Origin of the sequence: Brucella sp. NBRC 14130 (genome assembly GCF_040371715.1) — a bacterium.
Taxonomy (GTDB): domain Bacteria; phylum Pseudomonadota; class Alphaproteobacteria; order Rhizobiales; family Rhizobiaceae; genus Brucella; species Brucella intermedia.
Map to the genome: position 1 here is coordinate 1 of NZ_BAABTE010000033.1, position 12676 is coordinate 12676.

A 12676-nucleotide genomic window follows, 5' to 3' on the forward strand; every position below is an offset into this window, starting at 1 on the left:
CCAGTTGACAGCAGGTCACCGCCGCTTGGGCTCATGCCCCCTTACAGCAGAGGGCAGGCAAATACTCACATCCTCCTTTCTCTTTTGCATTCCAGTCATATGCCTCCCCGACTGGGGCGAGGCGCACTGTAGCTGATGTCCATGGCCCAGACTTGATTGGGTCTGGTGACGGCCAACTTGCGCAAGAGGTAGGGATAGATTTTGTGACCTGGCGCTGGTTTGGAGGTGTTCGGGCGACGATAGATCGCCTCGATGCCCATCTTCTTCATCAGCGTGGCGACGTGTAGCCGCCCGGTCTCAAACCCTTCTCCTCTCAAAAGCCCTTGCAACATCCGACTTCCGGCAAACGGGTAATCGAGATGCAGCTCGTCGATCCGCCGCATCAAGGCCAGATCGCCGTCGGACACTGGACGAGGCAGATAATAGACGCTTCCACGGCTGAAGCCGAGAAGCTTCGCCTGACGCACCACGGATAGCTTGTGCTCGCGGTCGATCATTTCTTTCCGCCCAGCAATCCCGCCTTGCCGAGCGCACCGGATAAAAAATCATTCTCCAGTGTCAGTTCGCCAATTTTGGCGTGCAGCGTTTTGACATCGACGGTCGGACCCGTTGGCTCCGCCTTCGTTTCATCGCCGAACACACCCGTCGCCCCCTCAAGGAGCTGGTCTTTCCACTGTTTGATCTGGTTGGCATGCACATCGAACTGCTGGTGTCGTTTTGCATTTAATCACAAGACTCCGGAACTAATAGTTTCAACAAGATAGCCCGGCACCTAAATTGAGAACGGGCACTTAATCTGAGATTCCGGGTTCGATTTTGGCACTTAATCTGAGATTGGCCAGCGTGGAAAAGATGACACTCTACAGCCAAGCTGCAGTGAAAAATACCAAATATAACAGAAGGTTATTTCCGAATCTGGGAACGTTAAGCGCCGAAAACCGCGCCGAAACGTCTCAAATTAAGTGGCATGGTCTGTCGAAATGGGCGCATTCTCACAATTAGATGCCAAACGACAACGGCCTTGCCCTGCAGCACGTAGAGGCCGTGCTCCATTACGTGGGTTTCGGCGAACGGAATGACGGCGCCGGGCATCAGCGTGACGATCGTCACATGCATGTCGTGGCGAAGGTCGTTGGGGTCGACGAAGCGCGTCGTCGCCCAGCCGCCGTTCGTGCCGGGCATGGCGTTCGGGGTGATGTCCTTCTCGTTGAGGATCAGCGGCTCGGGATGCGGCAGGCCGTCGACGGCCTCATAGGCCTTGCGGATCCAGTGGAAACGGGCATGGGCGCCGGAGCGGTTGTGCAGCGACCATTTCAGGCCCGGGGGCAGGAAGGCATAGCCGCCCGGCTGGAGCGTGTGCTTGCCGGTCGGCAGCGTCAGTTCCACCTCGCCGTCGACGAGGAACAGCACGCCTTCGGCCTCCGGGTCCTGCTCCGGCCGGTCGCTGCCGCCGCCCGGCGCTACTTCCATGACGTATTGCGAGAAGGTTTCGGCAAAACCCGAGAGCGGGCGGGCGATGACCCAGCAGCGCGTATCGTTCCAGAAGGGCAGGAAGCTGGTGACGATGTCCTGCATCACCCCCTTGGGGATCACCGCATAGGCCTCCGTGAAGACGGCACGGCCGGTCAGGAGGTCGCTCTGCGGGGGATGGCCGCCGAGGGAGGAATAGTAGCTTCTTTGCATCGTCTCAGGCCCTTTGCTGTGAGTATTTCACGATAGTCTTTTGCAACGTCACTTCGCGCCCGCCTTTTCCAGCAGGGCGGCGATCTCGCCGTAGCCGCGTGTGCGGGCGTGCTGGAGCGGCGTCACGTCGTCATTGTCGGCGAGGTCGACCTTCGCGCCGGCCTTGACCAGGAGATCGACAATCTTCTGGTGGCGCGGCCCGCCGTCGCCGAGGATGATCGCCTCCAGGAGGGCCGTCCAGCCCAGCCGGTTGACATGATCGACATCGACGCCGGCCGCGATCAGGGTCTCGACGGTCTCGACATGGCCGCGCTCGGAAGCGGGAATGAGGGCGGTGCCGCCGTAGCGATTGATGCTCTTGAGGTCGGCGCCGTGGGAAAGCGTCAGCTTGAGGATTTCGAGGTGGCCGCGGGCGCCGGCATAGAGGTAGGGACTGTCCTCGATGCTGTCCTTGGCGTTGACGTCGGCGCCGGCCTCGATCAGCGCCCGGGCGGCGTTCACCTTGTTTCCGTGCGTGGCGACCAGCAGCGCCGTCGCGCCGCTCGCGTCGCGTGCGTCGATCGCGGCGCCCTCGGCGAGAAGCGTCTTTACGGCGGCGGCATCGTCGGCCGCGGCCGCCTTGTGGAGTTGAGCGGTCATGGCGTTATCGGCGGCAAGAAGGGGAGGGCAGAGAGCGGCAAGGAACAGCCAGGCCGTGAGCAAAGCGAGTTTCAGCATGCGCTATCCCATTGGTTGTGGCATCAAATTAGCAGGGCACGCTGCTATTAGAAAATTAAATGTGTAAATCCGGATCATTCAGAAGATGGAATTTGGCCGGACCGCCGGCTATAAGCCGCAGGGAAGACCGGACGGAAGGGACCGATCCATGAAGACGGAACAGGGTGTTCTGCGCATTTCCATCGCCGTGACGATCCTGCTTGCGGGCGTCGGCATTCTGTTCGGTATCCTCTCGGGCTCGTTCGCCATCGTCTTCGACGGCGTCTATGCGATGACCGATGCGGCGATGACCGTCGTTGCCCTGCTCGTCGCCAATCTCATCGCCTCTTCGGCCAGCGGGGCCGGCAAGGGCCGGCTCGTCAAGCATTTCACCATGGGCTTCTGGCATCTCGAGCCGATGGTGCTCGGCCTCAACGGCATCCTGCTCACCGGCGCGGCCATCTACGCGCTGATCAACGCGATCGGCAGCATCATGGCGGGCGGGCGGCCGCTCGATTTCGGCCAGGCGATCATCTATGCCGTCGTGACGCTCGCGGTGACGATCGCCATGGCGATCATCGGCAGCCGGGCGAACCGCACGATCCAGTCGGATTTCGTGGCGCTCGACGCCAAGGCCTGGATGATGTCGGCAGGGCTGACGAGCGCGCTGCTCGTCGCTTTCGTCATCGGCTCCCTCATCCAGGGAACGCAATACGAATGGCTGTCGCCCTATATCGACCCTGTCGCGCTGGCGCTGGTCTGCCTCGTGATCATCCCCATCCCGGCCGGCACGATCCGGCAGGCGCTCGCCGATATCCTGCTCGTCACCCCCTCGGACCTGAAAAGCCATGTCGATGCGGTCGCCAGGGCGGTCGTCGAGCGGCACGGCTTTCTCTCCTATCGGGCCTATGTCGCCCGCGTCGGGCGCGGCCGGCAGATCGAGCTCTATTTCATCGTGCCGGAGGATTTTCCGGCGAAGAAGCTGCAGGACTGGGACAGGATCCGCGACGAGATCGGCCTTGCGATCGGCGACGAGGGACCGGACCGCTGGCTGACCATCGCCTTCACCACCGACCCCGAATGGGCGGACTGACAAAGCGAAAAGAAACCCGGAGCGGATCGCTCCGCCCCGGGTTCCTGCCCCGCCCCGAAAGGATGTGTCAGAGGCCTGCTGCCGCGATGGCGGCGTCCATGCGCTCGCGGGCCTTCTTCGGCAGCTTGCCGGTCTTGACCGCGTCGAGATTGGCCGGCGCATCGCCGACGACCACGAAGCCCACCATGCCCATACCGACATGCGGCGTGCACTTGACGCCATAGGCGCCGGCCGTACCGAAGGTGACCTTGTAGTTCTCGTTGATCTTGCTCTTGAAGGCTTCGGCGCCCTCGGGGATCATGCCCTTGATCGTCTCGACATTGTGCCCCTTGTCGGTCGGAATGAAGGTGACCGTGTCGCCGGGCGCGACCTTCACGAAGGCGGGCTCGAACACCATGGCGCCTTCGGCGCCCTTGTTCAACATATGCACTTCGAAATCTGCCGCTGCTGCCGGAAGCGCAAACGCCAGGATGACTGCTGCCGCGCCGACGATGCTCTTTGCCATGATACGCACTGGAATTCTCCTTGCTGACGAACGTCAATCGTTCATGCGCAAGAGGTAGACCCGGAAACACCCTCCTTCTTTGACATTGATCAAACAAGGCCGCGATGGCGCGTGGCGTCCTGTCGCAGGTTCTCTATCGCAGCGCGTGTACCGGCGGCAGCATGCAGCTCCACGGCCGCGCTTCCTCCAGATCGCGTGCGACGCGCACCAGCGTCGCCTCGTCGGCAAAGCGGCCGACGATCTGAAGGCCGATGGGCATGTTGTTGCGGTCGAGGCCGAGCGGCAGGCTGACGGAGGGCTGGCCGGTCGCGTTGAACGTGCCGAGGAAGGTGAACAGCGTCGTGTCGCCCTCGGAAAAGCCGGCGGCGGTGAGGTCGGGTCGGGTCGTGGAGAAGCGGCCGTGCTCCGGCGCCGTCACCGGCGTCGTCGGTGTCAGGAGGATGTCGTAGCGCTGCGTGGCGATTGCGACGTCGTGGCGGATCTTGCGCATGGTCTCGAAGATGTTGACGATTTCGGCCGGCGTCATGGCGAGCGTCTGGTGCATCAGCTTCAGGATCACCGGCTCCAGCATCGTGTCGTCCAGCGGACGGCCGAGGGCGGCGGCGAGCGCGGGCAGTTCCGCAAGGCCGAGGTTGAAGCCGCCCATCACGCCGACCATGATGTCGCGCGGCTCGACGGGGGAGGCGATCTCCTCGACCGTGTGGCCCATGGCGGTAAGCAGGGCGGCCGTCTCGTCGAGCGCCGCCAGCACGTCCGCGGCGATCGGCACGCTGCCCCAGGCGGTGCGCGCAAGGCCGATGCGCAGCCTGCCGGTCGGTTGCGCCAGTTCTTCCGTATAGAGTCTTTCCGGCGCGCGGATGACGAAGGGATCGCCCGGCTCCGGGCCGGCGAAGACGTCGAGTGCCGCCGCCATGTCGCGCACCGTGCGGCAGACGACGAATTCGCGCGCAAGGCCGAACAGGGAATCCTGACCGTCGGGGCCGCCGGAAACCCGGCCGCGCGAGGGATTGAGGCCGACAAGGCCGCACCAGCCGGCGGGAATGCGGATCGAGCCGCCGCCATCCGAGGCGTGCGCGATCGGCACGATGCCGGCAGCGACCGCCGCGGCCGCGCCGCCCGAGGAGCCGCCGGCCGAGGCCTCCAGGTTCCAGGGATTGCGCGTGATGCCTTCCAGGATGGTTTCGGTGAAGCCGGCGAAGGCCAGTTCCGGTACGGCGCTGCGGCCGACGATGCGCAGCCCCGCGGCCTTGGCGCGCTTCGTGTAATAGGCGTCATGAGGAGAGATGGTGCCCTTGAGAAGCCGGCTGCCGCATTCCTGCAGGCGGCCTTTCTCGGTCGCGCCGATATCCTTGCGCAGGAAAGGCACACCGGCAAAGGCGCCTTCATCGGGGCCTGGCAGGGTTTCGGCATCCGCATAGAACTCGACCACGGCATTGATGGCCGGATCCACCTTCTCGAAGGCCTGCCGGGCGAGCGCCGCAAGCTCGGCCGCAGTCACCTCGCCGCGCTGGACGAGCCCGGCAAGGCCGGTGGCATCATGGTTCGCATATTCGGCAAGATTCATGGGAAGGACCTGCTTGAAAAGGAAAGGGCATCGAAAGGGTTTTTACCGCAAGTGGCAAGGGGCGCGCCGTGGCAAAGGCGCGCCCCCGCGATGGTTCCACCCGCTTATTTCATCAGGTCCGTCCAGATTTTCGTATAGAGCTGCTGGACGTCCGGCGGGCAGGCGAGGTTGAACGAACCGGCGGCCTTCGAACCCTCGGGAATGACGACCTCCGGTGCCGTCTTCATATCCTCCGGCATAAAGGCTTCCGAGCCCTTGATGCCATTGGCATAACGGGCAAAGGCCGAGATCATGGCGGCGTTCTCCGGGTCCATGATGAAGTTCAGGAAGAGCTTGGCATTGTCGACGTTCTTGGCGTCCTTGAGGATCGCGACATTGTCCATCCAGACCGGATAGCCTTCCTTCGGGTAGCCGTAGACGATATCGGGGTTCTGCAGGCGCGCGCGGAAGGTGGCGCCGCTCCAGCCGGTGCCGCCGGCAAAGTCGCCCTTCACAAGCTGCTCGATCGTGCCGTAGTCGACGGAGAGCCACTTGGCCTTCGCCGCGACCATCGTGTCGCGCACCTTCTTGAGGATCGTCAGGTCGTTCGTGCAGGGCTCGCCCCCGGCATAGCGGATGGCGAGGAACATGATGTTGGCCATCTCCGGCACGACTTTGATCTTGCCTTCCAGCTCCGGCGGCGGGTCGAGGAAGATCGCCGAGGTGTTCGGGTCGCCCTTGTAGACCGATTTGTTGGTGAAGACGCCTGTCGTGCCCCACTGCCACGGAACGGTGTAGTGGCGGCCCGGATCGAAGGGCACGTCCACCCAGCGCTCGTCGACGTTCTTGAAATTCTCCATCTGGTCCGGCCGGGCCTCGAGCAGCAGGCCTTCGTCGATCCAGATCTGCAGTATGTTGGCGGAGGGCACGACGATGTCGAAGCCGTGGCCGCCCTGGCGGATCTTGGCGAGCGCGGTGTCGTTCGAGTCGTAGTCGGTCACGGAGACCTTGACGTCGAACTCCTTCTCGAACTTCTTGATGAGGTCGGGGCTGGTGTAGTTGCCCCAGTTGAAGATGTTGAGCTCGCCGGCAGCGTATGCGGCGGTGGAACTCAAGAGGGCGAGGCCGAGCGTGGCCGTGCCGAGAATGCGCGTCATGTGTTTTCCTCCCATGGGTTAATCCTTCTTGCGGCTGATGAAGAAGAAGACGGTGACGATGGCGACGGAGAGGATGAGGAAGACCGTCGAGATCGCGTTCATTTCCGGGGTGACGACGCGGCGCAGCTGGCCGAGCATGTAGGTCGGCAGCGTGTCCTGGCCGCGCGACTTGACGAATTCGGTGATGACCACGTCATCCAGCGAGATGACGAAGGCGAGCATCAGGCCGGCGAGGATACCGGGCCAGAGCAGCGGCAATGTCACCCGTCGGAAGGCCCTGAAGGGGGTGGCGTAGAGATCGGCGGCGGCCGTCTCCAGCGACAGGTCCATGGTCTCCAGCCGCGCCCGGATCGGCAGGTAGGCGAAGGGAATGCAGAAGGCGGTATGCGCGGCGATCAGGTAGCCGAGGCCGGAATAGCCGGTTGCCATCTTGATGCGCGAGAAGAAGATCAGGAGCGCGACGGCGACGACGATCTCGGGCACCATCAGCGGCATGTTGATGAAGGCGTACTTCGCGTTGAGGCCGCGATATTGGCGTGTGCGCGTGGTCGCGACGGCGGCCATGGTGGCGACCACCGTGGCGATGACGGCGGCCGCGGCGGCGATCTGCACGGAGCGGATCGAGGCTTCCACCACCTTGTCGTTGTTCCACGCCGCTTCGAACCAGCGCAGCGACGTGCCCTCCCAGGTGGCGATCGACATGCCGTCGTTGAAGGCGAAGACGACGAGCGCGGCGATCGGCAGGTAGAGCAGGAAGAAGCAGAGCACGGCGACGGTCGGGAAGCCGGTCTGGCGGCGGACGTCGAAGGCTTCGGTGGGGTTAGCCATGGGCGTTTCCTCCCTGGCGGCCGGTGAACTTGACCTGGACCATGAGCGCGACCATGACGATGGCGAGCAGCGCCATGGAGAGCGAGGCGCCGAGCGGCCAGTTGCGACCCTGGCCGAATTGCAGTTCGATCAGGTTGCCAAGCATCATCTTGCTGCCGCCGCCCAGCATGCGCGGGGTGACGTAGGAGCCGAGCGATGGAATGAAGACGAGGATGGAGCCGGCGACGATGCCCGGCTTGACCAGTGGCAGGACGATGCGTTTCAGCACGCGCCAGCGGCTGGCATAGAGATCGTAGCCCGCCTCGACGAGGCGGAAATCGACCTTCTCCAGGCTGGCATAGAGCGGCAGCACCATCAGCGGAAAGAAGACGTAGGTCATGCCGAGAAGGATCGCGAAGTCGGTATACATCATCTGGATCGGCGCGGAGATGATGCCGACCTTCATGAGAAGCGTGTTGATCATGCCCTCGTTTCGGATCAGTTCCTGGATCGCGAAGGTGCGGATGAGCAGGTTCGTCCAGAAGGGAATGGTGATGAGGAAGAGCCAGATCTCGCGCGTGCGCTCCGGCCGTGTCGCGATGAAATAGGCGGTCGGGAAGCCGAGCAGGAGCGTGGTGATCGTGGTCAGCAAAGACAGCCAGACGGAACGCCAGAAGATCGACAGGTGTGCGTCGGCGATCGACCAGGTGCCCTCGAAGATATCCTTCTCGAAGAGCACCGAGATCCAGGCATCGGGCGAGAATGTCCAGACGACGTCGCCGTAGCTGCCGGGCATCAGGAAGGAATAGACGAAGACGATGGCGAGCGGCCCGATGGCCGCGAGCGCGATGATGAGAAGTGCCGGCGCCGAGAGGAGCCAGCGTTTGCGGATGTCCTGCGCGTCCACCCGGCGGGCGGCCTCGCTTGCGGTGCTGGTGATCGTGCTCATCGGGGCCTCAATCTTTCAGCACCTGCGCCGCGCCCGTCTCGAGCACGACACCGACGACATCGCCTTCGGCGAGGGGCGTGCCCTGCTCGAGGCTGTTCTGGCGGCGCACGCAGAAGCTTTCTCCGCTTTCCAGCGCGATGTGGAAATGCGTGTCCGTGCCGACATAGACGACGCTTGCCAGCGTGCCGCGAAGATGCGCGCCCTCGGGATTGGCGGTGATGGCGGCGTGTTCCGGACGGGTGACGACGGTCACCTTGCCCGCGGGTGCGAAGCCCTCGGGCAGGCGGGCCGTAACGCGGGTGCCGCCGGGCAGGACGATATCCGCCTTGTCGCCGGCAACCGAAACGACCTCGGCGGTCAGGAAGTTCGTCTCGCCGATGAATTCGGCGACGAAGCGTTCGGCCGGCCGGTCGTAGATATCGCGCGGGCCGCCGACCTGGAGGATTTTTCCGGCCGACATGACCGCGATGCGGTCCGACATGGTCAGCGCTTCTTCCTGGTCGTGCGTGACGAAGATGAAGGTGATGCCGGTCTCGGTCTGCAGGCGCTTCAGTTCGATCTGCATGTCCTTGCGCAGCTTGTAGTCGAGCGCCGAGAGCGGCTCGTCGAGCAGCAGAACCTTCGGCTGCGGGGCGAGCGCACGGGCAAGCGCCACCCGCTGCTGCTGGCCGCCGGAAATCTGCGCCGTCTTGCGGTCCTTGAGGTGCCCCATCTTGACCAGCGCCAGCATTTCCTCGACGCGTTTGGCGATCTCGGCTTTCGGGCGGTCGAGCATTTCCAGGCCGAAGGCGATGTTCTCGCCGACCGTCATGTGCGGAAAGAGCGCGTAGCTTTGGAAGACCGTGTTGACCGGGCGGCGATAGGGCGGCAGTGCGGCGATATCCTCGCCGTGAAGCCGGATCTCGCCGTCCGTCGGATAGGTGAAACCGGCGATCATGCGCAGCAACGTCGTCTTGCCGCAGCCCGACGGACCGAGCAGCGTGAAGAACTCGTTTTCGCGGATATCGACACTCACATGGTCAAGGGCCCTGAACGGGCTGTCACCCGACCCGAACACCTTGCTCACGTCACGGACTTCAATGGCACTCTTATGGGTTCGATCCGTCACGATCGATCATCCTCCCGTTGAGCCGCGAATTGCGGCGATCCCTGTCAAATGCGTTCGGTCCAACCGCGCCGGGGCCGGTGCCGCGCGTTGATCCGGTCTGGTTTTCCTGATGAACCGCTGGATCCATGCTCCTCGCAAGGCATATCCCGCCGCTCCAGCCACTCTCCGGCGCGAAGACCTCCTCTCGGGAAGGTATCACAAATCGGATTTTGATATCACAGTGAAATATCACTGCAATAAAAATTAGTCAACTCGCAATTTCCTCGCCCAGAGTTCGGCGACCGTCACCGAGGACCCTTCCCTCTCCGTCATGTTCATCGTGCCGATGAATGCGCCGGGCGTGAAGATGTTCTGCCGCGTCTCCTATGAGCAGACGGCCGCGACCGCCGCCCATCCCTTCGACTATCCGCTCTCCTCGCGCTTCGACGAGAACGACGCGATCCTCGTGCTCGACAACGTCTTCATCCCCTGGGAGGACGTGCTGGTCCTGCGCGATGCGGCAAAAATCCTCTCCTTCCATCCCGCCACAGAGAACTAAACTATATTTTATTCAACAGATACTGCACCAAACAGACAGGCGCTCTCGACCCACCCGACACGACCGGCGCCTATGCCAAAGCGTCTCCCCATGAACAATTGCCCGTTACCCGCGCTCTGGTTAACAGTGACACCGCGGTTAATTGGCAATTATCCATCAACAACGGTTAGTTACCAGCGGACAATTGCTCGTTATCAACGGTCAATTGATGATTGCCCGTTCACCGTTGCCCGTTGTCGGTGGGCAGCCATCAATCGTTAGTCAACAATGGTCAACGAGCAACGGGCAATGATTTCGTTGCGGAAAGGAGGCAGATGAATTAATTATAGTTAACTGCAATGAAGGAGCCACAATGATCGTCACCATCGCCAACCCGAAAGGCGGAACCGGGAAAACCACGCTCGTCCGGGCGTTGTCTGGAACGGCCGCCCATGCCGGCAACGACGTCTTCCTGATCGACGCCGACAGCCGCGCCAACACGATGCGCTGGGTCACGATGTCAAAGCAGATGAAGGTCTGGCCGGACCGCCTGGAGGCGGAAAGCTGCCTCGACCCAAACCGAATCTACAAGATGGCGCTGGAGCGCCAATTCGAAGGAAAGATCGTCTTCATCGATATTGAGGGAACGACGAACGAAAACCTGTTCGCCGGTCTCTACTGCGCCGACATCGTTCTGATCCCGTTGCAGACGACCCAGGACGATGTGGTCGCCGGCATGCAGCTCGCGCTGAACCACATCCCCGTGGTCGAAGAAGACCAGAAGCGCAAGCTGCCGGCGCTAATCGTCATCAACCAGCACGATCTCGTCACCGGCCGGGCCAAGGCCCATGAACCGCTGCGCGAAATCCTGCGAGAGAGCGGCGTCGCTCTATCCTCGCAGCCGATCGCCCGGCGCGCCGCCTATCAGTCGATCGGCGCCGCCGGCACGCTCCAGACCGCCGCGAAATCCGATCCGAAGGCAATCGCCGAGATGGAAACCCTCCTCGGCGAACTGCTCACCCTCTACAGGTCGACGACGAAAGAGGCTCTGCTATGAGCGAAGGACCAGACAGCAAGAATCTCGTCCTCGGGCTGATCTCGACCGGCCGCGACCGGCCATCCGTCCGCGAAAAGCCCATAGCCTCCCCTCCCCCGACGACGACTGGCGATGATGGCGGCGCATCGCCAATAGCGGCGGGCGGCCGGACTCAGTTCCGCGACCTGGTTGCCAAGGGCGAAAGCCGCGATCCTATCGCCGGTAAGCGCTTCCGCGATACCGAGAAGGTTACGACTGGCATCCATATCCGTGTCGAGGTCCACAAGAAGCTGAAGATCCTCGCCGCCATCGAGCGCCGCAAGTTCAACAGCTACATCGAGGAGGCCATCGACGACTACCTGGTGAAGATCGCCGACCGGATTCCCGACATTTCCTGACACTGGCGGGAAGCAGGCGGTCACGCGCTTCGCTTCTCGTCTCCGCCATTTGCCCTGAGCGCGGCCATCAGCATCGGCCCAAGCCCGAATTCGCCGCGCGCCGCCTTGCGGGTGAGATTGCGTAAATAGCCGCCGGGCGACGTGATGTGTTCGGCGCGCTCCAGGATGCAGGCAACGGCAACCGCAGCGTTTTCGGGTCCCATCACCCCGCACGCCTCCTCGTAGGCCGACGGACTGACCCCTAGCATCGATCGGACGAGGACAGCGGTCGCCATCAGGTCGCGCCAGGTTTCAACCCGGCCGGCCGCCGCATAATCGGCTATCTGCGGGCAGGCTCTCAGCACCAGTGATAACGGGAATGCCTTCAGCGGTTCGGCGATCCGTTTCGGTTTCTGGCTCGGCATCCCGCCCTGCTCTATTTCAGAGCGAGGTTCAAGTTCATGGAAGGATTCGGGTTTTGAATTCTGTATGTGACGTCCGTCATGGCGGTCATTGACGTCCGTTTTTGCTGCTTTTACCTGAATTTCCAAGCGGTTGATGATTTCCTCACGCAAAAGCTCCATTTCTTCGAGCACAGCATCGACGTCTTCGCGGCGAGGAGAGCGCGGAAGGCGTGCCATCAGGCCGATGAACATTCCTTCGATCGTCACCCAATCACCATCCGCACCCTCTTCCATTGCCGCGGAGATCAGCTTTCGGACATCACGGCGGCACAGGGACAGAGCTTCCTTGGCGCGCTTGAAGCGAAGGCGCTCTGCGGCGACCTGTTGCGCGAGGTTCGCAAGCTCGGCGGCGCGCGCAAGCAGGGGCGCCAGGCTGAAGCCAAAGGCCGCCTCGATCTCCCCTCCCCTGCCCCGATGTGCGTAGCGCTTGCCGTTCGGGCTGTCGCGACGCTCGATCAAGCCTGCGTCCACAAGGGCGGCGAGATGCCGGCGCAAAGTCGTGCCGGCGATGCCGTGAGCCCGCAGGGACAACTGGCTGTTCGACGGGAACACGACCAGGCCGCCGCTTTCATCGCAAAGTTCGTCGCTCGGATAGAAGCTGAGCAGCGCCTGCAGGGCGTCACGACACGAAAGTGGTGAATCTGTCCGACATTTGAGAACATATGGTGATCAGGCGGCCAGCATGGACGTCTCGCGCCGAAGAGGCCTGAGGTCGAGGCTGTCAGTCGGGGTCCAGATATA

General features: G+C 62.7%; 10 protein-coding genes and 4 pseudogenes. 4 read left to right on the plus strand and 10 right to left on the minus strand.

The features are described from left to right. Positions 1-128: 128 nt before the first annotated feature. The 3 genes and pseudogenes from ABWW28_RS26735 to ABWW28_RS26745 form a co-directional block, all read right to left on the minus strand. Positions 129-709: pseudogene (locus tag ABWW28_RS26735) on the minus strand (IS3 family transposase); the annotation flags it as partial. 305 nt (positions 710-1014) lie between these two features. Further along, positions 1015-1683 (minus strand): annotated as a pseudogene (locus ABWW28_RS26740) (bifunctional allantoicase/(S)-ureidoglycine aminohydrolase); the annotation flags it as partial. 48 nt (positions 1684-1731) lie between these two features. Then, positions 1732-2400 (minus strand): ankyrin repeat domain-containing protein, encoded by a 669-nt coding sequence (locus ABWW28_RS26745; RefSeq protein WP_502904597.1) that lies wholly within the window; start codon positions 2398-2400, stop codon positions 1732-1734. A gap of 148 nt (positions 2401-2548) precedes the next feature. Between ABWW28_RS26745 and ABWW28_RS26750 the strand changes: the two genes are divergently transcribed. Next, positions 2549-3472: a cation diffusion facilitator family transporter gene (locus tag ABWW28_RS26750; RefSeq protein ID WP_353392839.1), complete on the plus strand. Its 924-nt coding sequence runs from the start codon at positions 2549-2551 to the stop codon at positions 3470-3472. Positions 3473-3539: 67 nt separating this feature from the next. On the opposite strand, the gene ABWW28_RS26755 is transcribed toward ABWW28_RS26750, so the two are convergent. From ABWW28_RS26755 to ABWW28_RS26780, 6 genes are all read right to left on the minus strand, one after another. Further along, on the minus strand, positions 3540-3986 hold the full coding sequence (locus ABWW28_RS26755) for a pseudoazurin (protein WP_306032574.1): 447 nt from the start codon (positions 3984-3986) through the stop codon (positions 3540-3542). Between the two features lie 124 nt (positions 3987-4110). After that, complete coding sequence (locus ABWW28_RS26760) at positions 4111-5541, minus strand: amidase (RefSeq protein ID WP_353392842.1); 1431 nt, start codon at positions 5539-5541, stop codon at positions 4111-4113. Positions 5542-5645: 104 nt separating this feature from the next. After that, complete coding sequence (locus ABWW28_RS26765; RefSeq protein ID WP_353392844.1) at positions 5646-6677, minus strand: extracellular solute-binding protein; 1032 nt, start codon at positions 6675-6677, stop codon at positions 5646-5648. Between the two features lie 18 nt (positions 6678-6695). Further along, positions 6696-7505 (minus strand): ABC transporter permease, encoded by an 810-nt coding sequence (locus tag ABWW28_RS26770; protein WP_353392846.1) that lies wholly within the window; start codon positions 7503-7505, stop codon positions 6696-6698. After that, positions 7498-8433 (minus strand): ABC transporter permease, encoded by a 936-nt coding sequence (locus ABWW28_RS26775; protein WP_353392848.1) that lies wholly within the window; start codon positions 8431-8433, stop codon positions 7498-7500. The genes ABWW28_RS26770 and ABWW28_RS26775 overlap by 8 nt, the downstream gene beginning before the upstream one ends. A gap of 7 nt (positions 8434-8440) precedes the next feature. After that, positions 8441-9541, minus strand: coding sequence for an ABC transporter ATP-binding protein (locus ABWW28_RS26780; RefSeq protein ID WP_306032569.1), 1101 nt, complete (start codon positions 9539-9541; stop codon positions 8441-8443). A 256-nt stretch (positions 9542-9797) separates the two neighbouring features. On the opposite strand from ABWW28_RS26780, the pseudogene ABWW28_RS26785 reads away from it, so the two are divergent. The 3 genes and pseudogenes from ABWW28_RS26785 to ABWW28_RS26795 all read left to right on the plus strand — a co-directional run. Next, positions 9798-10070: pseudogene (locus ABWW28_RS26785) on the plus strand (4-hydroxyphenylacetate 3-hydroxylase N-terminal domain-containing protein); the annotation flags it as partial. Positions 10071-10431: 361 nt separating this feature from the next. Further along, positions 10432-11115: a ParA family protein gene (locus ABWW28_RS26790; protein ID WP_353392850.1), complete on the plus strand. Its 684-nt coding sequence runs from the start codon at positions 10432-10434 to the stop codon at positions 11113-11115. Beyond that, a complete protein-coding gene (locus ABWW28_RS26795) occupies positions 11112-11492 on the plus strand; it encodes a hypothetical protein (protein WP_353392852.1) in 381 nt (126 codons plus the stop codon). Before ABWW28_RS26790 ends, ABWW28_RS26795 begins: the two co-directional genes overlap by 4 nt. Before the next feature lie 20 nt (positions 11493-11512). On the opposite strand, the pseudogene repC reads toward ABWW28_RS26795, so the two are convergent. Then, positions 11513-12550: pseudogene (repC, locus tag ABWW28_RS26800) on the minus strand (plasmid replication protein RepC); the annotation flags it as partial. Positions 12551-12676: the final 126 nt, after the last annotated feature.